This window comes from Kitasatospora sp. NPDC101235, from assembly GCF_044767505.1.
Taxonomy (GTDB): Bacteria; Actinomycetota; Actinomycetes; order Streptomycetales; family Streptomycetaceae; genus Kitasatospora.
In genome coordinates this window covers 1-20,816 of sequence record NZ_JBIWNZ010000031.1, presented here as the reverse complement: position 1 = coordinate 20,816, position 20,816 = coordinate 1, and the positions used below count along the sequence as shown (strand labels likewise).

23 protein-coding genes are annotated in these 20,816 nt (G+C 71.1%); 16 read left to right on the top strand and 7 right to left on the bottom strand.

Annotation, left to right across the window (positions count from 1 at the left end; genetic code table 11):
- Positions 1-53: 53 nt before the first annotated feature.
- The 8 genes from ACIRRH_RS35625 to ACIRRH_RS35590 all read left to right on the top strand — a co-directional run bounded on the left by ACIRRH_RS35625 (position 54) and on the right by ACIRRH_RS35590 (position 3,937).
- Entirely contained in the window at positions 54-482 is a 429-nt protein-coding gene (locus ACIRRH_RS35625) for a hypothetical protein (RefSeq protein ID WP_403075835.1), read from the top strand.
- Entirely contained in the window at positions 454-1,269 is an 816-nt protein-coding gene (locus tag ACIRRH_RS35620; protein WP_403075832.1) for a hypothetical protein, read from the top strand. Before ACIRRH_RS35625 ends, ACIRRH_RS35620 begins: the two co-directional genes overlap by 29 nt.
- Before the next feature lie 92 nt (positions 1,270-1,361).
- A complete protein-coding gene (locus tag ACIRRH_RS35615) occupies positions 1,362-1,610 on the top strand; it encodes a hypothetical protein (protein ID WP_403075829.1) in 249 nt (82 codons plus the stop codon).
- A 106-nt stretch (positions 1,611-1,716) separates the two neighbouring features.
- Entirely contained in the window at positions 1,717-2,208 is a 492-nt protein-coding gene (locus tag ACIRRH_RS35610; RefSeq protein WP_403075827.1) for a hypothetical protein, read from the top strand.
- Between the two features lie 101 nt (positions 2,209-2,309).
- Positions 2,310-2,777: a Pycsar system effector family protein gene (locus ACIRRH_RS35605; protein WP_403075824.1), complete on the top strand. Its 468-nt coding sequence runs from the start codon at positions 2,310-2,312 to the stop codon at positions 2,775-2,777.
- A gap of 38 nt (positions 2,778-2,815) precedes the next feature.
- Positions 2,816-3,139, top strand: a complete 324-nt coding sequence (locus ACIRRH_RS35600; RefSeq protein ID WP_403075822.1) for an AAA family ATPase — start codon at positions 2,816-2,818, stop codon at positions 3,137-3,139.
- Between the two features lie 9 nt (positions 3,140-3,148).
- On the top strand, positions 3,149-3,364 hold the full coding sequence (locus ACIRRH_RS35595) for a hypothetical protein (protein WP_403075819.1): 216 nt from the start codon (positions 3,149-3,151) through the stop codon (positions 3,362-3,364).
- A gap of 117 nt (positions 3,365-3,481) precedes the next feature.
- Positions 3,482-3,937: an NUDIX domain-containing protein gene (locus ACIRRH_RS35590; RefSeq protein ID WP_403075817.1), complete on the top strand. Its 456-nt coding sequence runs from the start codon at positions 3,482-3,484 to the stop codon at positions 3,935-3,937.
- 499 nt (positions 3,938-4,436) lie between these two features.
- On the opposite strand, the gene ACIRRH_RS35585 is transcribed toward ACIRRH_RS35590, so the two are convergent.
- From ACIRRH_RS35585 to ACIRRH_RS35575, 3 genes are all read right to left on the bottom strand, one after another.
- Positions 4,437-5,474 carry a ParB/RepB/Spo0J family partition protein gene (locus tag ACIRRH_RS35585; protein WP_403075814.1) on the bottom strand — a complete coding sequence of 346 codons (1,038 nt, stop codon included), beginning with the start codon at positions 5,472-5,474 and terminating at the stop codon, positions 4,437-4,439.
- Between the two features lie 23 nt (positions 5,475-5,497).
- Entirely contained in the window at positions 5,498-6,214 is a 717-nt protein-coding gene (locus ACIRRH_RS35580) for an AAA family ATPase (RefSeq protein WP_403075812.1), read from the bottom strand.
- 789 nt (positions 6,215-7,003) lie between these two features.
- Complete coding sequence (locus ACIRRH_RS35575) at positions 7,004-7,930, bottom strand: Ku protein (protein WP_403075810.1); 927 nt, start codon at positions 7,928-7,930, stop codon at positions 7,004-7,006.
- A 146-nt stretch (positions 7,931-8,076) separates the two neighbouring features.
- On the opposite strand from ACIRRH_RS35575, the gene ACIRRH_RS35570 reads away from it, so the two are divergent.
- Together ACIRRH_RS35570 and ACIRRH_RS35565 are read left to right on the top strand one after the other, a co-directional pair.
- Positions 8,077-8,718 carry a hypothetical protein gene (locus tag ACIRRH_RS35570; RefSeq protein WP_403075808.1) on the top strand — a complete coding sequence of 214 codons (642 nt, stop codon included), beginning with the start codon at positions 8,077-8,079 and terminating at the stop codon, positions 8,716-8,718.
- Positions 8,715-9,374 carry a hypothetical protein gene (locus ACIRRH_RS35565; protein WP_403075806.1) on the top strand — a complete coding sequence of 220 codons (660 nt, stop codon included), beginning with the start codon at positions 8,715-8,717 and terminating at the stop codon, positions 9,372-9,374. The genes ACIRRH_RS35570 and ACIRRH_RS35565 overlap by 4 nt, the downstream gene beginning before the upstream one ends.
- Before the next feature lie 10 nt (positions 9,375-9,384).
- On the opposite strand, the gene ACIRRH_RS35560 is transcribed toward ACIRRH_RS35565, so the two are convergent.
- Positions 9,385-9,552: a hypothetical protein gene (locus tag ACIRRH_RS35560; RefSeq protein WP_403075803.1), complete on the bottom strand. Its 168-nt coding sequence runs from the start codon at positions 9,550-9,552 to the stop codon at positions 9,385-9,387.
- 315 nt (positions 9,553-9,867) lie between these two features.
- Between ACIRRH_RS35560 and ACIRRH_RS35555 the strand changes: the two genes are divergently transcribed.
- The 5 genes from ACIRRH_RS35555 (at position 9,868) to ACIRRH_RS35535 (ending at position 14,213) form a co-directional block, all read left to right on the top strand.
- Positions 9,868-10,305 (top strand): hypothetical protein, encoded by a 438-nt coding sequence (locus tag ACIRRH_RS35555; protein ID WP_403075801.1) that lies wholly within the window; start codon positions 9,868-9,870, stop codon positions 10,303-10,305.
- A 182-nt stretch (positions 10,306-10,487) separates the two neighbouring features.
- On the top strand, positions 10,488-11,558 hold the full coding sequence (locus tag ACIRRH_RS35550; protein WP_403075799.1) for a hypothetical protein: 1,071 nt from the start codon (positions 10,488-10,490) through the stop codon (positions 11,556-11,558).
- A 581-nt stretch (positions 11,559-12,139) separates the two neighbouring features.
- Positions 12,140-12,418 (top strand): hypothetical protein, encoded by a 279-nt coding sequence (locus ACIRRH_RS35545; protein WP_403075796.1) that lies wholly within the window; start codon positions 12,140-12,142, stop codon positions 12,416-12,418.
- Positions 12,419-12,584: 166 nt separating this feature from the next.
- On the top strand, positions 12,585-13,748 hold the full coding sequence (locus ACIRRH_RS35540) for a helix-turn-helix domain-containing protein (RefSeq protein ID WP_403075793.1): 1,164 nt from the start codon (positions 12,585-12,587) through the stop codon (positions 13,746-13,748).
- A gap of 42 nt (positions 13,749-13,790) precedes the next feature.
- Complete coding sequence (locus ACIRRH_RS35535; RefSeq protein WP_403075791.1) at positions 13,791-14,213, top strand: hypothetical protein; 423 nt, start codon at positions 13,791-13,793, stop codon at positions 14,211-14,213.
- A gap of 788 nt (positions 14,214-15,001) precedes the next feature.
- Here ACIRRH_RS35535 and ACIRRH_RS35530 read toward each other — a convergent pair.
- Complete coding sequence (locus ACIRRH_RS35530; protein WP_403075789.1) at positions 15,002-15,556, bottom strand: hypothetical protein; 555 nt, start codon at positions 15,554-15,556, stop codon at positions 15,002-15,004.
- Between the two features lie 684 nt (positions 15,557-16,240).
- Here ACIRRH_RS35530 and ACIRRH_RS35525 point away from each other — a divergent pair.
- A complete protein-coding gene (locus tag ACIRRH_RS35525; RefSeq protein ID WP_403075788.1) occupies positions 16,241-16,447 on the top strand; it encodes a hypothetical protein in 207 nt (68 codons plus the stop codon).
- 159 nt (positions 16,448-16,606) lie between these two features.
- On the opposite strand, the gene ACIRRH_RS35520 is transcribed toward ACIRRH_RS35525, so the two are convergent.
- Together ACIRRH_RS35520 and ACIRRH_RS35515 are read right to left on the bottom strand one after the other, a co-directional pair.
- The gene (locus ACIRRH_RS35520; RefSeq protein ID WP_403075785.1) at positions 16,607-17,239 is read right to left on the bottom strand and encodes an HNH endonuclease family protein; all 633 of its coding nucleotides are present in this window, start codon (positions 17,237-17,239) and stop codon (positions 16,607-16,609) included.
- Positions 17,240-17,616: 377 nt separating this feature from the next.
- The gene (locus ACIRRH_RS35515) at positions 17,617-20,184 is read right to left on the bottom strand and encodes a Helicase associated domain protein (RefSeq protein WP_403076028.1); all 2,568 of its coding nucleotides are present in this window, start codon (positions 20,182-20,184) and stop codon (positions 17,617-17,619) included.
- Positions 20,185-20,816: the final 632 nt, after the last annotated feature.

Sequence of the window (20,816 nt, the reverse complement as noted above, 5' to 3'; positions counted from 1 at the left end):
CCGGTCTCGCCCCCGGCCGACCGGCCGACACCGCGATCCGCCTGGAGGACGTCGTGAACACCACCGTCACCGTCACCGTCGCCGCCGACCCGGCCAGCCCCGAGGAGATCGGCGCCGCCGCGGTCACCGCCATCACCGAGACCCTCAAGGCCGCCGCCCGCCAGCCGTTCATCGACTGCAGTGCGGCCTGGCGGATCACCGGCACCCCCTACAGCGCCGCCCGCCTCACCGTCGGCGACCTCACCGCCCGCATCACCGACCTGCCCGACCACTTGCTGCTCGTCTCCGGCGTCCCGGCCTGGAACCGCCGCGCCGCCTGGCCGGTGCGCTCCCTCACCTGGGACGGCGCCCTGGTCCTGCACACCACCGCGCCCGAACCCGACCCGAACGCACTGGCCCTCGACCTCCACCTGCCCGCCCCCGCCCCGAGCCGACCGCCGAGGAGCCACCGCCGTGTCCCAGCACACCCCCGACCAGCCTGAGCGCGACAACCCCGACGACGAGGACCTGGTCTTCCCCACGCTCGGCGCCCTGCCCCCGCTCGCACCGCCCGAGCAGGACGAGCACCCGGACGTCATCTGGCACCGCCCCCAGCCGCCCCGCCCCGAGCCGCACCGCCGACCGCGCCGCATCCTGCCCGGCCGCGCCGCTCTCGGTGACTTCGCGCTCGGCCTGGCCGCGCTCGGCGTCCTGGCCACCCTCGTCATCCTGGCCCTCGCGCTCGGCCCCTACGTCCTCGCCGCGCTGCGCTGGCTGCTCGACCCGGCCCACGTCGCCCACCCCGCCGCCCAGGTCTGGCACACCGTCAACGACCCGATCCGCCACTGCCTCACCGAGCGCGGCGCCGGCCTGCCCGCCGGGCCCGGCGCCCTCTACGGCACGTGGGCCGCCACAGGCCTGCTGATCCTGCGGCGGACGCGGCGCACCAGGGGTTCCGCCGGGGCGCAGCTCGGCGCGCTGGTGTGGGGTGCGGTGACGGTCGCGATGGTCTGGGAGGGCACCCCGGGTGCCGGGCGGCCGGTCGCCGCCGGCCTGGTCGTCTTGCTTTGGGGCGCGCTGGTCGCCCTGACCCTGACCGGGTCGTGGATCACCACCACCGTCATCAACAACGTCCAGCCGGCCAACCCGGCCGCGCCAGTCGTCACGGTGGCCGCGCCCGAGCCGACGCCGGTGACCGTCGAGGTCACCGTGCCCGAGCCGCGCATCGAGTCGGTCCTGGTCGTCGACCGGGACGGGCGCCGCACCAGCCGACCCGACGACCAGCACTGACCCGCCCCCGGGGCGGCGGCCCACCCGGCCCCCGCCCCGGCCCGCACCACCGCCAGTACCCGCCGAGCCACGACCGACCGAAGGAGCCCGCGTTGTCCTGGGCGATATCCCGAGAAGCACAGCTCGCCGCCGCCTACGAGAAGCTGCACGCCCTGTCCGCCACCATCGCAGGCCTGGACCCGGGCAGCCCGTCCCGTATCGGCCTCCAGGCCAAGGCCGACGCCCTGTGGGCCGAGATCCAGCGGCTGGAGAACTCCCGCAGCATCTCCCCGCAGATGCTGCTGATTGTTGTCGGCATCACCGCGCTCCTCCTCTGGAACCTGCTGACGGCCGGGCGCTGACGCTGCCCACCACCGCGCCCGCCGTCCCGGCCAGCCAGGCCGCGGCGGCGGGCGTCGTGGCGCGCGGCGCCGGCCGCCCGGCCGGAGCCGACCACAGGAGGACTTCGTGACCACCGACACCACCCCGCCCACCCGCACCGCCTACGAGCCCTTCGCCCGACCCGAGCGCACCTTCCGCAAGGACAGCGCCCTGCCCGAGGCCACCGACTGGGAGCTGGCCCGCATCGCGCTCGACCGGCGCAGCTCCGCCGCCTACGCCGCCGACCCGCACGCGGACGAGGCCCGGCGGATCGGCGAGGAGTTCACCGCCGAGGAAGCCGTGCGGGTCGACTTCTTCCTCGCGGCGGGCATCCAGGACTCCGGCCGCCTGGACGCCGTTGCCGCCGGCCAGACGCTCACCGGTGAGGACCGGGACTGGCTGATCGACCAGCTGCGGCTGGCCTGGGACCGCCTGGACCGCCTCCGGGACTGCATCGACGACTCCGGCAGCCTCCTCAACAACACCTATGCCGCGAGCTCCGTCGACTACGTGCGCTGGTCCCGCCGTCCCGAAGCGCTCACCGGACGCCGCCCCCGCGCCGCCGAGCAGCTGGCCTGACCGCTCCACCCGCTCCACCCCGCTCGGGTGCACCGCTCACCGTTCTGGACGAGCGGTGCACCCGAGCGCTCACCGCTGACCACCAGGAGGGGAATCCCACGATGGACTCCACGAACGTGCCGATGAGCGCTCTCGACCGTGCGCTCGACCGCGAACTGGCCGCCGTGAGCGCGGACGTGGCGAGGACGGACAACAAGGCGTCCCTGCTGCTCGCCCTGACCGGCGGCGTGCTGATCGCCGGGGTGGCCTCGCTCGGCAAGGCACCCGCGTCCGCGCTCGCCCTTGCGGCGGCTGGCATCGCGGCCGCCGCCGTCTCGGCACTGCTCTCGGTCCTGGTCGTCATGCCGCGCCTGGACTCCGCCAGGTCCAACGGGTTCTCCCGATGGGCTCGCTGCGAGGCGGACGAGATCCGCGAGGCCCTGGCCGTCGACGACCACCTGGCCGTCCGGTTGCACGCGCTCAGCGTGATCTGCGAGCGCAAGATGCGCCTGCTCCAGTGGTCGGCCCGCTGCGCGCTCGTCGCTGTCCTCTCCGTCTCCGCAGCGGCGCTTCTGTCCGCTGCTGCCTGACCGCTCATCCGATCCCCGATCCCGAAGGAGCGCTCATCTTGAGTGATTGGCGACAGACCCTCACCCCTGACGACCACGCGATGATCGCCGCTCACGCCTCGATCGAACGGGGGACCTTGGCGGTGCTGATCGGCCCGGCCGGCTCCGGCAAGACCACCTACACCCGCGCCATCCCGTCCAGCCAGGTTGTCTCGCTCGACGACCTGCGGGCCCTGGTGACCGGAGGCGACGCCGGGGACCAGGAAGCCACCGCCGAGGCGGTGGCGATCCACGACCTGGTACTCGAAGGCCGGCTGTGGCGCGGCGGCGTATTGACTGAACTAGATCCGACGTTTGTGCAGGTCAGAGGGCGTTTCTGCTAGCTTCCGGGCATGCACCAGCTGGAACGGTCCGGTGTGGACCTAAAGAGCTTTGTGCTGCCCGACGTCTGCCTGCGCCGCAACTCGGAAAGGCCGGCCAACCGGCGCGTGCCGGACGACGTCCTGCGCTGGCAGCACCAGCTCGCCGTCGAAGCCCTCCCCGGCCTGACCGCCGAGGGCTTCGACGAAGTGCGCCTCTACCCGGCGGTCAGCCGCTCCGGACGCTGACGCTGCACACCGGCCCCACGCCCCGCCCCCGGCAACCAGCCGGAGGGCAGGGCGCTCCGGTGCGCGGCCCGGCCGCCCGGCCGAACCCACCACACACACCCACCCAGGAGAGCCGAGATGGCCAAAGAAGCAGTCGAATCCGTTCGCTACACCGCCGACGTAGTCGCCACCACGCCGGACGGCCGCGTCCTGCTGATCGAGCGGGGCTGGCCGCCCTTCGAGGGCGCCTGGGCGCTGCCCGGCGGCCACGTCGACCCCGGCGAGACGAGCCGCCAGGCGGCAGCCCGGGAACTGGCCGAGGAAACCGGCGTCCGCGTGGACACCGCGGACCTGCTCCAACTCGGCGCCTGGGACACCCCCGGCCGCGACCCCCGCGGCCGGTACGTCACCGTCGCCTACCTCGCCGTCGTCCCGGCCGACACCCCGATCACCGCCGGGGACGACGCCCGCACCGCCCGCTGGTGGCCGTTCGACTCCCTCCCGGAGCAGCTGGCGTTCGACCACGCCGCGATCCTCGCCACGGCCCTGCGCGGAGAGCCAGCCGACACCGACCCCGCCGGCACCGCGGCCTGACCGGGCACTGACGCTGCTTACCGTAGCGCCCCGCCACCCGGCCACCCGCCGGCCTGCTGTAGCCGGGCACTGACAGGCCGCCCCCCCGCCATCCCGCACCCCGCCGAGAACTCGCCCGACCCTGCAGCCCAGCCCTGACGGAGGAACACGTGACCCGGACCGTGATCGTCCCCACCCCCGACAGCCCCGCCAGCCACGCTGTCGGGTTCGACCTGGACGGCAAACCCGAGCGTTCCGACCGGGTTGGTGGCGTGAAGGCGCAGCAGTCCGCTATTACCCGGTAATAGCGGAGCCGAGCAGCGGGTCGCCGTCGAGACCGTGCGCGGCCCGTGCTGCGCCGCGCCAGTGAGTAGTTGTGGTCGGCCCAGAGCGGAAGCCCCCGCGCGGCCCTCCTGGTCTCGGCGAGAGCAAACACGAAAGTGGCGGTGGGTCCGTCCCAGTTCGGACGGACCCACCGCCACCTATTACCCGGTAATAAGGGAGAGGCGTGAAGCGGGAATCAGTCCCGCAGGTTCTCGATGAGAGCCTCCGCGAGAGCGTAGGCCTCTCGCTTGTGGAGGACCGCAGTGATTGCGGCCGCGAAGGCCGTGACGTCATGCCAGTCGACATCGAGCGGAGCAGGAGAGGCGAGGGGCTCCCGAGGCTCGGGCAGGGTCGCCGACGCCACGGCGGCGGCAGGTGCGGAGACCTGCTGCCCCGTGCCGGCGGTCGCGGGAGCCTCCTTATCCATTACCGGGTAATAGTCCTCGGCCGGTGAAGCGGTGGTGGCCTTCGTGGAAGGCTGCGGCAGACGGGCTGCCGCAGCAGGCTCAGCGGACCGCGGCTGGGGAGCAGGCTGCTTGGGCTCCGCCGACCTGCCCTGCGATGCCTCGCTGACGGGACGATCCTCGACGGGGCCCAGACTGGCCGAGTACGCGGCCGGTTGGTCGTCCTTCGGCAGCGCCACGAATGCGCGAGCCGCCTTCAGTCCAAGCTCGCCAGATGCAACCTTCGCCCGAAGCTCAGGGACAAGGTTCAGGAGGGCGATGCGCTGAGAGACGAACCCCTGAGTCTTCCCGATGCCCTTGGCGACCTTGGTCTGGGCCATGCCGCGGCCCCTCGGCGGCGGGTCGGTGAGGACGCGCAGCGCCTCGGCTTCCTGGATCGGGTCCAGCCCGACCCGCAGCAGGTTCTCGGCGACGGCCCACACCAGCGGGTCGGGCGCGGCCTCGTCGTTCACGTAGGCCGGGACTTCCCTCAGCCCGGCGCGCATGGCTGCGGCGAGGCGTCGGTGACCGGCAACGACGACGTACAGACGGTTGCCGACCTGCGGCGCGTACTCCGGGTTGTGCTTGAGGAACGCCGATGCGCTGCACAGCGTGAGAGGCGTGATGACGCCTACGGTCTCGATGCTCCCGGCGAGGTCAAGGAACTCCTGGTCCGTTTCGTCGATCTGCCCGCGGGGGTTGCCCGGGTTAGGAGCAATCTCCCCGATCCCGACGATTGGCGGGCGCGGAGCGGCATGGGTGGGTTCGTCGAGCGGCTCGCCGTCGAGCATGTCAGCGAGGTTGACGCGGCGACTCATCGGGAGGTTCCGTTCAGGTTGAGCTCAAGGGCCAGCTTGAAGAAGTCCTCGCGGGCCTCGAAGGAGGCCCGGTTGGGTTTGTACTGGGTGACGACCAGGCCTTCTGCGGCCGCGCGGGAGTGGACCTTGTAGTGCCGGACTACGGTCTTCGCCAGGGGGAAGCCGTTCTTCTCGACGAATTCCTGGGTCTGCCGCAGGTCGACGTCTCCGTCGCGCGGGTCCCAGTTGTTGACGACGACGGTGTAGGGCAGGCCGCGGGGCTCGACGATCTGGCGGACCGTGCGGACGGTCGGCTTGAATCCCAAGGGTTCCGGCTCGATCGGCAGGATCACGCTGTCGGCGTTGTCCAGCACGGCGCGGAGGATGTCCGCGGCCTTGCCGTCGCCGAGCGGGTCGGCGGTGGTGTCGTCGTCGGACAGGTCGAGCCAGCCCGGGGTGTCGACGAAGATGTGCCGGACCGACTTGACGGCGCGCAGCTTGCGCAGCGATCCGAGGTCATTGTGCGCCTGGGTGAAGAGAAAGGGGAGTTCGTCGCCGACGCGGTTGGACCACCACGCGGTCGAACCCTGCGGGTCGACGGAGACGGCGAGAACCGGGGGCTGTTCGCCGGCCCTGCGGCCAATGACCTCGGCGGTGACCGCGGCGAGGTTGACGGTCAGCGTCGACTTTCCGACGCCGCCCTTCTGGTTCAGAAGGACATGCACGTGTGCCATGAAAGCTCCGTGTGATTCCCAGTTGGCTGGTACTTCGGACCGACACAGGATGTCAGAACATCCAGCTCAGGACGCACATAGACCGCTTGTTCGGGCGTGGCGGACCACAGGGAGACTGGTCTGAGGCCGGGCATCTCGCGACGGAGCGGCTTACACGGACCCGCGGCTCGACCCGCGCAGGGAAGCGGCTGGCGGGGCCGGCTGGTCGAAATTGCCTCGTGAGGGCGAGTTCGACCGCCCTACGCTCCCTGCGTGGCATACAAGTTCGGCGAAAACCCCGCCTGCATCAAGCGCTCCCGCATCGTCACCAAGCTCCTCATCGACGAGGCGCAGAAGGTGACGGCGACCTCCCCTCAGGTCCTGCGGGAAGACGCCGACTATGCGCACCAGCTTCTCGGGTGGTGGATGTTCGCGAACCGCCAGGCCGATCTGCTGATGCGCGCCTACGACTCCGGGTTCACCGTGGAGGCGGCGGGCCAGATGCGCAGCCTCATCGAGCACACCCACTTCATGGAGTGGCTCGCCGAGCACAAGACCGAGGGCCTATGGGCGCTGGAGGCCGCCGAGTTCGACCGGCGCAGGAAGCTGATCGAGAACCTTCAGCGGATCGACTGGGAGATCCCCGACAACATCCAGGTAGGACAGGCGCCGCTCTTCGACTTCCCCGACGCGGCGGCGGAGGCACGCCATCGAACGCTCAAAGGCCAGGCCGGAGCCGTCGCCACGCTGGTCGAGGCGCGCAGCCCCGCAATCTCTACCCGGTCGGCGGCACGGCTGCCCGTTCGCGGCTCATGCCCGCCCCGCAGGCCCCTTGCCGCGGGCAGCTTCCTCGGATCTGGCCGGAGCCGTGCTGGTGCTCTTTCGAGCCGCAGGCTTCGTACCGGCCTGCTTGGCGGTGCTGGTGCTCTTCACCGCGTCGCTGGATTTCGGGTGCTGTTCCCGGGCGTTGGCGAGGGCTCGTTCCAGGACGGCCATGAGGTCCAGGGCCGTTCCGCCGGGCGGCAGGACTCGCGACTCGGGGGCGTGCGGGGGTTCGATCCCGGCGAGGCGGGCTTCGACGACTTGCTCCAGGGCGTGGGTGTACTGGTCGTGTTCGGCCTCGATGTGGAAGTCCTCGGTGACGGCATCCATCAGGTTCCGGGCCAGCGCGACCTCCTTGGGGCGCAGCTGGACGTCTTCGGGGGCGATGCCGGCGGCGGGGCGGATTTCGTTCGGCCACAGCAGGGTCTGGAGCACGATGACGTTCTCGCGTACCCGCAGGACGGCCAGGCTCTCCCGGGTCCTGATCGCGACGCGGGCGACGGCGACCTGGCCGGCCTCCAGCATTGCGTGGCGCAGCAGCGCGTACGGGCGGGCGGCGGCGGGGTTGGATGGTCCGAGGTAGTAGGCCTTGTCGTAGTTGACCGGGTCCACGCGGTTGGCGTCGAGGAAGCCCAGCACGGTGATCTCTCTGGTGCTGGAGAGCGGCAGGTCGGCGAGGTCGTCCTGGGTCAGGACGACCATGCGTCCGTCCGGGGCCTCGTAGCCGCGGGCGACGTCGTCGAACGGCACCTCCGCGCCGTCCAGCTCGCAGACGCGTTTTTGCCGGATCCGGCCGCCGTCGGCGGCGTGGACCTGGTGCAGTGGCACGGTGTGCCGCTCGGTCGCGGCGTACACGCTCACCGGGATCGACACCAGCGAGAAGCTGATCGACAACTTGGCGATCGCCTTCGGCATCGCCACCTCCGGGTCCGGTCCTGCTGCCTGCCCCTCCATCCCATCGTGACCCGTGACGTCCTGGACTGGAGCGGGATGGCCCCTGACCTGGAGTATCGCGGGGCCGACAACTTGAATCGAAAACCTGTTCGATCTACTTTGGGGTTGTGACCGCCGACGTTCCGTTCTCCCGCGCCGCCCGTCTTGGGGTGCTGCCGGGTGATGCCGAGCGGGCGCCCAGGGAGCTGATGACGCTGCCCGGGCTGCACCACGACGTGCGGCGCTGGCATCTGGTGGAGATCCGCCGCGGCGGCGGGTGGCGGCCGGCGCTGCTGACCGTGTGGCGGCGCCCGCCCGGCAGTACCAGCTGGGTCGTCCACGTCCGCTGGGGCCCGGACGGCCCGGGACCCGGCGAGGAGACGTGGGCCTGGCTGCTGTTCGACGAGACGACGATCCGCCCGCTGCCCGAACCGGCCGGCCCCGCCCCGCTGAAGGACGCCGTCATGGTGCCGCCGGAGATGACCAGCACACCCGCTGCGGACGACGCCGGCCGCTGCTGGCGCCTGACCTGGATCCGCACCGAGGGCCGGTGGCGCTCCGGCCTGGTCACCGAGCAGCGCCGCCCCGCACCCGACCTGCCATGGATCGCCCACACGCGCTGGGGCGAAGACCGCCAGGCCGCCTGGCTGATCGCCGACCCGGCCACGCTACGCCCGATCCCCGCCAAGTTGGAGGACGCCTCAACGCTCACAGCCGGAGCGGCGGCCGAAGCGACGGCGCAGGCCTCCGTCACCGGGGAGCAGCGGTGAGCGTCCGGCTCGCCGCTGTGCCGGATCCGGTGGCGCCGGTGGGCGGCGCGCGGCCTGGGCATGGCATGCTGCCCCGCATGATCGACAGTCCAGACATCGACGCCTCGGGCGTGACCTGGTCGTTCGCCACCGCGCGTGAACCGGCAGAGTTCCCCGCGGTCGAGGTCGAGGGCGTGCCCGGCGTCGAGCACGCCGGGGATAACGGCCGTACCCTGTGCGGGATCCGCGGCCGATACCTCAGGCACTTCCTGCACCACTTCCAGCCCCAGGGCCTGGCCTCGTGCCGGAAGTGTCGCGCGCTGGCCGAGGCCGCGCCATCCCGGCCATGCGGGCAGGAACGCCTGCACGACCTGCTCCTCCAGAAAGCCGAGGACGGGCCGCTGCGAACGGACCTGCTCGCCGCGCTGCGCCGGGGTGCGCGGATCGCGATCTGGATCACCGGCCCGGCGAAGGGCCTCACACGGCACTACGCGCGGCTCGACCAGATGACGGAGGAGGCCGGCCCGGCCGCCGAGGCGCTCGCAAAGGCCGGCACCTCCATCACGCTGGCCCGCGTCGAGGACGCCGACCGGCAGTACCTCGTCGTCCTGCCGCCCGACGGCCAAGCCCGCATCGCGCGCGGGGCGGTGGCTGATTCTCCCGGGGCCACTTCTTAGCCCTCCCCCGTCACGGCCGATTGACCCCGCCCCGCCCCTCCCGCTGGACCAGGGGCTGCGCCCGGATCGCGTCCGGCAGCGGGCGCCGGTTCCGGGCGGGCATGACCATCGTGTTGTAGACGACGTGGCTGACCGACCACTTCGGATTGCGGGTGACGGGCGTCAGATCGTCAGGCACCGGCTGCTCGGCCAGGACGAACAGGTCGGCGGCGTGCAGCCCGGGCGCCGGTCCGAGGACCCGTCGTGGTGCAGGCCGCGATGGGGGTGCCCATCGGGGATTCCTCGCACGGCCTGGTGTCGATCATCAACGTCGTTTCCCTCCGACTCTGGGGAGCTTCCCCTGCTTCTGGTCCGGGCGTCGGGAGGAGTCGGCAAAAAATCTCGGAAACCGGCATGTGGCGCCTGTCACCTCGGATAAGACTCCTCATATCCGAGGCGACAAACCGGGCGTGACGACCCGTCCGACCGGCCGCCCGACATCGAGGGGATAACCGTGACTGACACCACCGCGCCCGCCGGCGAGCGGTACGCCACCGACCTCACCCATGCCGACGTCGCCGAGCTGTCGGGCTGGCTGAAGGCCGTCCTTGGCGTCGAGCTGCGGGACGCCCCCGACGGCACCCCGGCGAACCGCCTTGCCTTCGCCCTGCACGCCCTCGTTGACGACGTGGTGGACGCTGCCAACTCGCACATCAAGATGCGGGACGCCCGAACCCCAACGCCGGACGACGACGAGTTCACCGGGCTGGAGAACCTGCATGCCATCCGACGCGCCTGGGGGCAGCTGGTGTCGACGGCCCAGCAGTGGGACGAGCACCCCGGCTATGACGGGGCGCGCTGGCGCCGGGTGGAGACCAACCCCGTCCTCTCCGCTTTGCACCGCGAACGAAACGACAAGATCGCTGACAAGATCATCGCCGCGCAGGGCTGACCCACCGCCACCGTGCCGCCCCGGCCCGTCCGGGGCGGCCCGAGGACCCCGCCTTCACCGGTTGTCGTCCCGCAGATCGAGCGAGACAGTACGCGTCGGGGTTCCCGCCGCCGTCGTTGTCCGGCCAGGGCCGGTCCGGGGATGGTGTGCGACGATCCGCAGACTGAGGGGATGGAGGAGCTGTGGAGCAGCGGGGTTGGGAGTACGAGCGGGCGTTGGAGATCGCCGCGGCGGATGCTCGTGCGGCGGTGGTCGATGTGGTGGCGGTGGCGCTCGACGTGCTTGGCCAGGATGGCCGTGCCGGGGTACAGCTCGGCCGGCTGATGTGGCACTTGGCCGAGGGGCTGCGTGGGCGGGTGCGCGGTGACGAGGGCGTGGAGGAGCTGGTCGGTGCTGTTGAGGCGGTCTCGCTCGCGCTGGCGGCGGAGCGCGGCGCGTGGGGGCGGGATGAGGTGGTGCGGATCACCGGTGGCGAGCATCAGGGGCGGGCTGGGCTGGTGGACACTCCCGTGTGGGAGCCGGACCACGAGCGGCGGGACGTCGCGTCGGGCCTGCCCGGCGCCTACCGGGTCCGGCTGGACGGGGCGCTGACCGTGAGCGTGCCGGCCGGGCACCTGCGGGTGGCGACGCCGACGGGCGACCCGGAGGTGTTCATGACCGTCGCGTTCTCCTCCGTGTGGGTGGGGTGCGTGGTGTGGAGCGACCGGCTGGTGCGCTGGCACCGGGACCGTCGTCCCCGTGAGTGGGCGCAGGTCGACCTCGGGCCCGACCCGGCGGGCACGGTGAGCCGGGCCGCGCTGCTGGTGGCTGCCGCGCTGCTGGCCACCGCCACGACGGAGCACCTGGACGAGCCCGCCGACGGCTCCGCGCTCCTGGACGTCCCCCTGCCGGCCGTCGGCGCGCTGCTGGCCGGCACCGACGACGCGACGATCACCGGCCTGCTGGAGCGGACCCGCCCGGGGCTCGCCGCCACCGATCCGGGGCTGGAGGACCTGCGGGCGTTGTGGAGCATCACCGCCGAGGTCGAAGAACTGCGCCAGCGGCGCCGGGTCCAGCGGCTCGCGCACACCGTTCTGGTCGGCCACCAGGCCGCAGGGATGCGAGCGGGGGCCGACCGGGCCGACTGCCTGACGGGCCGCCCGGTGCGGCTGAGGGGCCGGATGGACGACCTCGCCCCGTGGGAGCAGGAGCGGCGGGCCCGGGCATGGGCGGCCGAGCTGGCTGCGCAGGTTGTTACCGGCGACGAGGAGTAGGCCGCGGGCCGGAACCGGTCGGGCCAGCGGGCAGGCGACATCGAAGCAGGCGGGCCCCAGTGTCGATGGGGCTGCCCTGGCCACTGTCGTCAGCGCACTGCCGGCGGCTGGGTGGCCGGGCCGGGTACGCGGCTCCTTACGACGCGGCCCGCTGGCGTCGTCCGGTTTCGTACCGCGAACAGCAGGGTCGACTTCAACGCCGGGGCCGGCAGGGAGGCCGGACTGTCCGGCGAGGTCCTGGCCGGGCGCACCGTCGCCGGGTTCGAACGGTCTTCCCGGAACACCTGAGGAACCTGTGACGGCGGGGGTTGGGGCTTCCCGGGTGGGGGTGCGTCGGCCGATCGGGACGAGGCGGCAAGTTGCTGGTTTTGACCGAACTTGACCGCTACTTGTCGAACACCAGAACTGCCCAGCCGTGCAGGTTAACCGATATGACTGCGAATCGCATTTAAGGGCTGTGCAGCTACCACTCTGCGTGTACCGGCAGCTACTGTCGCTGGTCTGCGGGCCCCGGCAACCGGTCGTCGAAAACTCGTGCCGGGGCTCCGCTACCCCCTGCCACGTCGTTCTGAGGAGGACACATGTCCACGCTCCGCAGCAGTTCCGGCAACGCGCACGCGCTGCCGGACGGTGACTTCGACCGTAACATCCCGCGCCCGACGGGTCCCCAAACCACGAGCCGCCGGTGGGCCATTGACCTGGTGGTGAACGTCCGGGGCGCCGGAGTGGGGACGGCGCTCGCCGTGCCGCTGCTGTTCGCCCCGGTGCCCGGCATCACGCTCTCCGGTGCCGCCGTGGTCGTCCTGTTGTCCGCGTTGAACGGCTCGTACCTGCGGCTGAGCACCGTCACCCGCCGGTGAACGACCGGGCCTGCGCGCCGGTTCCCTACCGCGCGCAGGCCCGCCCCGCCGTTCCGACAGCGTGCCGGCGGAGCGTTTCCCCGCACCACCGGCGGACCCACGACCGTTCAGCTACCCGCACACCGCGTCACAACCCACGCGCAGCCGGGCGAGGAGAACCACCACGATGAAGACCACCACCCTGACCTGTCGCCGCTGTAGGAGTCCCTTCCAGCGCCCCTGCGACCGCGGCCGGATCCCGAAGTACTGCCCCGCCTGCCGGACGAAGGGCGCCACGAGCACCCAGCTCAAGGGCGAGAAGCTGGGCAAGCTCGTGCGCGCGCGCGATGCCGAGGCGGCGGCAGTGTCCCGCTCCGTCGCCGAACGGGGCGTGGAGATCAACCGCCTGACCCGGATGCTCCAGCCCCTGCGGGCCCTCGAACAGGTCATGCTCGTCGAACAGGACCTGGAAGACATCAAGGCCCACCTGGTCCAGCAGGCCCGCGCCCAGGGCCACGACTGGGACACGATCGGGGAGCGGCTGCGCCTCAGCGCGAAGTACGTCGGGCGCCGCTACAACGAGGAGTACCTGAGCCGCCGCCGCCGCAACCGCGGGCGCCGCGCCGCCAGCGCCGGCCCGGCCTTCCGGCTCGCGGCCGACGCCGCCCTGGCCCCCGCCCTCGCCCACCCCGCGGCCGTCGAGAGCCAGGCCCAGGAGGTCGGCGCGGCCGAGGCGTCCGACGACACCGCAGAGGGCGACGCACCACCGGGCCATCGCGACGCCGCCCGGCTCTCCCGCGCCCTGTCCCACCTCCAGCGCAGCTCCGGCACGACCATCAGGGCCCTGTCGCAAGCGGCCGGGGTCTCCCCCTCGTTCGTCTGCCGGGTCCTGTCGGGGCACAAGATGCCATCCTGGCCCATCACCCGCGCGATCACCGAGGCCTGCGGCGCGAACCCCGACGACCTTCGCATCCTCTGGCAGACCGCCCACGGAGCCCGCCCGCGGCCCCCCGCCATCCGCCGCAACGACAGCGAACTGTTCGCCGAAGCGCTCGCCACCCTGCGCTCGGCCCTGCGCGGCCTGCACCTCGCCGCCTTCAGCCCGCCCCCGGCCCTGGTCTGCGAACGGGTCGACGGCCCCCTCAGCCCGCGAGACGTCACCGGCCTCCTCGGCGAGGAGACGTCGGCCACCTCCCTGCCCGACTGGCCCGTCATCGGCCAGGTCGTCGACGCCCTCAACGCCGACGCGGACATGGTGCGCCCCCTCTGGGAGCACGCCCAGGTCGCCCGGGACCCCTACTGGACCCCTGAGCACGGGGCCTCCCGTTCGAGCCTGCACGTCTTCGGCTGAGCCCGCCCCGGCACCCCCGCCCCGCAACCGGAGGGAGAGACCATGCCCGCTTCACCCCCCGACCTCTCGCACCCCATCACCTCCCTCACCCACCACACCCTCGACCTCGACGCCCTCTACAGCCGCAACCACCACCGCTACCGCGACTACGCCGACCTCCTCCTCACCCCCACCGACACCCACCTCGCCCTCCGCGCCACCCGCGACTACCTCGCCGACGAATGGGCCCACGCCATCAGCACCAACCCCGCAGCCTTCGCCTGGGACGCCCTCCGCCGACGCGTCCACCTCCTCGCCGGCCCCGGACCGCTACGCCCCGTCGCCCACCTCGCCGCACCCGAGCAGGACGTGCTGCTGCTCCACCTGGTGCTGGGGATGCCGGAGGCGGAGGTGGCGGCGCTCACCGGCGCCGACCCTGCTGTGGTTCACGTCCGGCTCCGGACTCTCGCCCGCCGCCCCGGGTGACGGTGACAGCCGCTGGACGGGAACGGGATCGGGCTCCGCCAATAAATGCCAACGACGTTGTCCGACCTCCCCTGTAGCGTGACAGTGCTATTAGCTCACTGGTCAAGCGAGGCAGGTTCAGGGTTGAGCAAGACCACATCTGTTGATCTTCGCCAGTCGAAGATCGCTGCCTTCCTGCGGTCGCTGGACCCGGCGGTGTTGTCGACCCTGCGGATAGGCGAAGCGGAGATTATTGGCATCGACCTGGTCGTGTCGCTGTGCATCGCGATGACCGATGCCCGGGACCCCCGGCTGTGGCCTGAGCGGCTGGAGGACTTCTTCTCGCGGGTACCCGAGGAGGATCTAGAGATTCTGGCGCGGTACGTCACCGAGGGGAATCTTGAGGAGTTCCTCGCGGAGGTACAGCGCAGGGCCACGAGAGGCACGTACAAAGCGTTCGTGCTGCGACTGCTGGGCGCGGCCCGGTACCGCGCGATGCTGGTTGCGGTGAAGCACGACGGCGCCGTCGTGGGGCTCACCGTCCGGCGGCTCATCCGGGCGGCCATGCCATTCGCGATGGCGTGGAGCGACGCTCTGGGGCTGATGTCCAAGGCCCAGCTGAAGGCCGCCACCCCGCAGAATGCCGAGGTGCTGTGTCAGCGGCCAGCTTGCATTCCCCACGTACGGCCAGTTGTTATGCGTACGTTCCGTGACGACCGTACGATCCGATGGGGAGCCTGGAGGACCACGTGGTCACTTGTCGCGGCGGCATGGCGGGGTTGGCCGAGGCGGTTTCGTCGGGTGTCGGGTCAGGTCCATCCGGCGGCCTTGAGGACACTGGCGGCGACGGCCGGGGGCTGCAGTTCCGTGGTGTCGATCGTGAAGTCTGCGATGGCTGCCTGGTCGAGGATCTGGTGGAGTTGGCCGGCCCGTTCCAAGTGCCAGGGCAGGGACTCGGGGTCGTTGTCGGCCTCATGGCGGCGCCGGAGCCGGGCGTGCACGACAGGAAGGTCTGCGGTCAGACGGCAGACCTGGAGCGGCACGCCGATCGCGGCCTGGTAGTTGTCACGTTCGACCGCGTTCTCGGCGACCCCGGCCAGCACGAGCCGCCGCGCACCCGCGTCGAGGCAGTTGGCGGCCAGGCCGCGTAGGTTGCGCAGCAACAGGCGGAAGTTGAACGGGTCGTCATTGGGGGCGGGCCAGGCCTGGCAGAGGCGGTCCAGGTCCATGACCGCGTGCGGCACACCAGCGCCAAACAGAAGGTCACCAATCAGGTCGGCGACCGAGGTCTTGCCGGCCCCGACAGTGCCGGTGATCAGCAGTGCACATGGCTCCGCCCCGTTCGCATTGTCGCGGTGGTTCATCACTACTCGCTCTACTTCATACCGTATGGGCCGATCTGTGGATTATGGCGGTTGCGATGACTCCGCGCACCAGGATTTCTGCACGCTCATCACGAAGCAGGCTCAACGGTTGCAGTCAGACGCAGCGGCGTAGTGGTAACACTAGGTGACTATTGGCGGCCAGTTGTCTCCCCAGTAGCTGGCCGCCCGCAGGGAATTCCACGTGGCCGCTGTCAGTGCTGCTCAACGCTGTGCGGTTCGTGGTCCAGGTCGACGCGCTCTTTGGCGAGAAGGTCCTGGCCGCGCTTCCCATGCAAAAGACCTCCGCGACGACGGACGATCTGGCGACCTGGGAGCCCCAGAAAGCCCCGGAGTTCACGAAGACGGTCCGGGCCCTCATCTCGGACGGGACTGCCAAACGGGTCGAGCGCGCCAACTCCCCCCTGGTCAAGAAGATCAGGGGGGGCGCGGCACGCGCTCCAGCACTCCGAGGACGGCGTCTCCCAGGCAGCGAACTCGCTCATCGAGCTGATCGACCGCATCCTGCGGGAGGCGTTCCCGCAGAAGAAGTCTCTGGAATGGGCCCAAGCGAACTTCGACGACCTCTCCGGCCTCACCCACACCGAAGACGGGGTTCTGAAGCCGACCAAGCTTGCCGAAGCCCTCTGCTTCGTTTACGGAGGCGGCCCGCGCCCGGAGCCGACCGTGGTAGGCAGCGTTCAGCAGACCGGCAGCGTGGTTCACGAGATGGTCGCGCGTGTCATCGTCATCGCACGGAACAACCTGCAGAAGATCAAGCACGCCGACTCCGGCTCGGAGGAGGAGCGCGAGCAGCTGTGGCGCATCCTGGTCGCCGTCGAGGGGGCCCTCATGCTCGGCCTCTCCCTTGGAGGCGCGTCGGCCCGGCGGTGACCCCGTCACCTCCCGGATTCGTCTGCAAGGGCCCTGCCGGTACCCGGCACCGGGTACGCACGGCACCGCCCGCCTGGGCGGCCGAACGTACACATCGGCCGCCCAGGCGAGAACCCGAAGGCCGCCGCCCCGCGCGCGGGGCAGGCCGGCTGGTTGTTGCTATGCGCAGGTGTCGAGCATGGTGCTGAGGGCGTTCTTCTCCGCGGTCGTGGTGGTGAGCGCCCACGCGTACTTGACGTGGGTGTAGTCCTTGGCGTAGGTGCACCAGAAGGCGGTGTTCTTGGGCTTCCACTGGTCGGGGCCGCTGTCGCCCTTGCTGCTGTTGGAGGATGAGGAGGCGATCAGCAGCTGGGGGTTGTTCAGGTCGTTGCCGAAGGCTTTGCGTTGGGCGTCGGTCCACTGGTCGGCGCCGGAGCGCCAGGCGTTGGCGAGCGGGACCATGTGGTCGATGGTGGCCTGGGCGACGACGGTGACGGTGGTGTCGTCGTAGGCGGAGTACCAGGAGCCGGAGGCGGGCTGGCAGCCGTTGGCCTGTTCCACGACGTTCTGGCCGTCGCGGGCGAGGACGTCCTGGCGGGTGGTGCAGTGGTCGGGCTGCGTGGCCCAGATCGAGAAGGCGGCCCTGGAGTAGCCGGTCATGTCGTGCGGGGCGGCGACGGTGAGGGCGGCGAGTTCCTGCCGGACGGTCGCCAGCGGCGGGGGCGGCGGCGGGGCGGCGACCGCGGTGGTGGCGAGGGTGGCGACGGTGAGAGCGGCTGCGGGCAGCACGAGCAGAGCGCGGAAGCGCGTCACGCGGGGTCTCCCTGGCTGTCGGGTGATGGAACGTCAGGAACGGACTCTTGCGTGCGCTGGTGTCCCCCACCCCACAGAAGTTGAAACCGAACATGACAAGGCGTGGTCTTCCCCATGCCCGGATGAGCCGGACGCAAGTGGGCACAGCGACTGGGACCACCCCAGCGGGGGCCGAGCGCCCCCGCCGCGCAGGCCCGCAAGCAGACGGACAGCACCCCCCAGCCCGTCGCACAGAACCCTCGCCCCGTCGACCGAGCTGACCGGGCCCCCACAGCGGCGGAAGGCCGCCACCCGCAAGGTGACGGCCTTCCTCGCCTTCTCGGGGCGCCTGCAGCGTAGCGCCGACCACCGACACCGACCTCGGACCGGTCGGCCCGTTACGCCCACTCCACGCCGTGCTCGGCGAGCTGCGCGAGCTGACCCGGCGTCAGCTTTGCCCGGCGGGCCTTCTGGTTGTTGAGCCACGTGCCCAGCGCGAAGTGCGACACCACCACCTGCTCCTTCCCCCCGGGGCCGGCCTCCACGGCTTCCACCGGCTCCTTGTGCGGGCGGGGCACCCGGGGATGTCGCTCCCGCTCCACGAACTGGGCGAGGGCGGCCAGACCCTGCTGGAACCGGTCGGTCCGAGAGACCTTCGGCTTCGCCTCGGCCGCGGCCTTGGCGGCCACCAGCTCCTGGTCCTCCTCGATGCCGATCGCCGACAGCAGGTCCCGCTGGTCCTCCTCCAGGCCCGGCCAGCCGGCCCGCTGAGCCTGCGCCCAGCGGCCGAGCTGCTCGCCTTCGTACACCGTGTCCAGCGGCAGTACGGTCCAGTCGACCCGTCCGTCGGACTCCAGCCACCACTGTCGGGCGGTGGCGTAGGCGCGCTGCCAGGTGATCGGCCATACCGGGCACCACCACGGGTCGATCTCCTCCAGCGCCCGCCGCCGCTCCGGCGACAGCGCCCCCTGCTCGCCCGCCGGCACCTGCGCCGACGCCCGCAGCTCCGACAACCAGGTGCCGATCGCGTACCCGCCGACCGACGCCCGCGCCGGCGCCGCCAGCGAACCGCCGTGGCCCTTCGCCCACACCCGAGCCCAGTCCAACCCGGCCTCGAACCGCGCATCCGACACGGACCAGATCATCCCGAGCGCGTCCAGCATCTCCACCCGGTATGACGCCAGTTCACCGTCTGCATTCTCGCCGCGCCGGTCCGACAGCCACTTTCCGAGCGGGTAATTCCCGTTCTCCCCGACAAGCGCCGAATAAGGAACGTCAAGGCCGCCGGTCTCCTCGAACCACCGCCGCGCGTGACCAATCCCCTCACGCCAGAGCTGCGTCTCACCGACCAGCACCCGCGAAGAGATGAACAGCGCCAGCACGTTCTCATCCACCGGCGTCTGGAACCGCACCGGCAGCGTGAACGCCCCCGCCCCACCCGCACCAACACCGCTCTCACCAGGACCGACAGCCGCCTCAGCGCTGCGCCCCTTGGTCCGCTTGCCGGACTTCTGAGGCACCGCGAGTGCCTCCACGACCTTGGCGTCGTGGCTGCGCAGCGCGGTAAGGATCTTGACCAGAGGGCCGTAGGAATCGGACTCCAGGATGTCCCCGGGCTCCTCTCCGGGCTTGAGGAAAACCGGTACGATCAGGCTGGCGGTTTTCCCCTCTCCGGGCTGCATGCGCAGGGCCCGGCCGATGGCCTGGACGATATCCACCATGCTGCCCCGGCCCTGGAGCATGACCGAATCTGCATTTGGCATATCGACACCCTCACCCAGGACTTTGCAGTTACTGAAAACCCGGTGCCTGAGTCCGTCGTCTTCCTCGCTCCGCCCGAAGTCCTCGATCAGCTCCTTGCGATAGTCGATCTCGTGCTCACCGGAGAGCCACTGCGCCCAGAACTCCGGCGGGTATTTCTGTGGGTTCTCGAAGTGCAGCTTCTCGACCGTCTGATTCAGCGTCTCGGAGAAATAGCGGGCCTCGATCGTGCGGTTGTGGAACGTGATGCAGCGTCGGAGGTCGCGCTCGACCACGGTCTTGGCCAGCCCGGCCTGGATGGCCGCGATGCGAGCGGCCGGCACCTCGTCCTCGCTCCCGTCCTGCGCCTCTCCGACACCCGGCCCCCACGGCACACCCTGCGCCTCCGCCGCGGCCCGGTCGCCGAGCGGGTCGCGCAGCTCCAGGACGACGATCTCGAACGGGGCGAGCAGCTTGCGGTCGATCGCCTCCGCCAGGCCCAGGGAGTACACGTGCGGGCCGAAAACCCGCTGGTCGTCCATGGACACCGCCAACTCCTCCGGCAGCGGCTGGTGGGCGCCCTCGCGGCCCTTGACGGGACGCCTGGGCGGCGCCCAGATCCGCGGGGTCGCCGTCATGTAGAGCCGGCGGTCCGCGGGGATGGCGCCCTGGTCGTGGACCACGGTCCAGGTCTTCTCGACACTGCCGGAGGAGCGGTGCGCCTCATCACAGACCATCAGGCCCAGCGGGGGCAGCAGCTCGCCTTCGCGCGCGGCCCAGTACCCGTAGGCGTCCGCCACGGCCCCGACCGAGGTGTAGGTGGCGAAGATGGTGGTGGGCCGGCGGTGCTTGGCCGCGTGGGACAGCCACATGCCGATCATCAGCGGGCTGGTGGTCGCCATCACCCCGTACGGCAGCTCCGAGTTGACCAGGGAGCAGACGGCATGCATGTCCCCGGCCCGGCCGGCGGCCCGCCACGAGCCGACCATCTGCACCAGCAGGTTCAGCGTCGGCACCACGACCAGCACCACGCCGCGAGGCACCAGCTTCTGCCCGGCAGCGGCCCCGACGTAGCTCTTGCCGGAGCCGGTGGCCATCTGCACCGTCACCCGCAGCCCGCCCGGGGCCGGGTGTCCCGGACGGGGCGTCAGGCCCCGCACGATGGCCTCCAGGGCCTCCTCTTGGTGCCCGCGCAGCGAGATGCCGGTGGCTGCCCGAGAGGCCATCAGGCCCGGCTTTACGACGTTCACGAAGACGCGTCTCCCCTCACCCATTCCCGGGCCCGCACCAGGGACCGCGCGGGAAATGCTGACAGTGCCCTACTGATACATTCGACGGACCGGACCAAGAATCGAGGCGACCGGAATGCAAGCCCGATTGAAGCGACTATCCGGCAGAACATCAGCCCCCGGTCAAGGATTCCGGCAAACACCCGAAAAGCGCGGGTCCGGATCCTGATCCAGGCAGGATCACCTGACACTTTGAAACTGATACACTGCGGGCCGCTGCTCACCCTGTCAGGGTAGCGCACACCGACCCGCCAAGAGGCCGAAACGGTGGTCTAGACTATGGACTAGACCAATCTGGCGGGAGTGAAGCCGACCCGCACGCGCCCTCTCAGCGCCACCCTTCTCCCAGTCAGCCCGTCTTGAGATCAGCCATTCTCCCAGCTGATAGAGGTGATACCAGCTCAGCCACTCGGCATCATGGAGCGAAGCGGAGTGATGCCGGCCCGGACGCGAAGCGCCGGGCCCACCCGGGCGAAGCCCGGGTGCGGACACGCGGAGCGGGGCCGCCGCCTGACCGAAGGTCAGGCGCGAACGGAGGGCCGAAGGCCCGTAGGGACCCGCTCCGCGGG

Excerpts from the sequence above, each read along its gene's own strand:
- ACIRRH_RS35605 (WP_403075824.1), top strand. The coding sequence starts at position 2,310 with ATGGACTCCACGAACGTGCCGATGAGCGCTCTCGACCGTGCGCTCGAC.
- ACIRRH_RS35595 (WP_403075819.1), top strand. The coding sequence starts at position 3,149 with ATGCACCAGCTGGAACGGTCCGGTGTGGACCTAAAGAGCTTTGTGCTG.
- ACIRRH_RS35590 (WP_403075817.1), top strand. The coding sequence starts at position 3,482 with ATGGCCAAAGAAGCAGTCGAATCCGTTCGCTACACCGCCGACGTAGTC.
- ACIRRH_RS35585 (WP_403075814.1), bottom strand. The coding sequence starts at position 5,474 with ATGCTCGACGGCGAGCCGCTCGACGAACCCACCCATGCCGCTCCGCGC.
- ACIRRH_RS35580 (WP_403075812.1), bottom strand. The coding sequence starts at position 6,214 with ATGGCACACGTGCATGTCCTTCTGAACCAGAAGGGCGGCGTCGGAAAG.
- ACIRRH_RS35575 (WP_403075810.1), bottom strand. The coding sequence starts at position 7,930 with ATGCCGAAGGCGATCGCCAAGTTGTCGATCAGCTTCTCGCTGGTGTCG.
- ACIRRH_RS35545 (WP_403075796.1), top strand. The coding sequence starts at position 12,140 with ATGTCCACGCTCCGCAGCAGTTCCGGCAACGCGCACGCGCTGCCGGAC.
- ACIRRH_RS35540 (WP_403075793.1), top strand. The coding sequence starts at position 12,585 with ATGAAGACCACCACCCTGACCTGTCGCCGCTGTAGGAGTCCCTTCCAG.
- ACIRRH_RS35535 (WP_403075791.1), top strand. The coding sequence starts at position 13,791 with ATGCCCGCTTCACCCCCCGACCTCTCGCACCCCATCACCTCCCTCACC.
- ACIRRH_RS35530 (WP_403075789.1), bottom strand. The coding sequence starts at position 15,556 with ATGAACCACCGCGACAATGCGAACGGGGCGGAGCCATGTGCACTGCTG.
- ACIRRH_RS35515 (WP_403076028.1), bottom strand. The coding sequence starts at position 20,184 with ATGGCCTCTCGGGCAGCCACCGGCATCTCGCTGCGCGGGCACCAAGAG.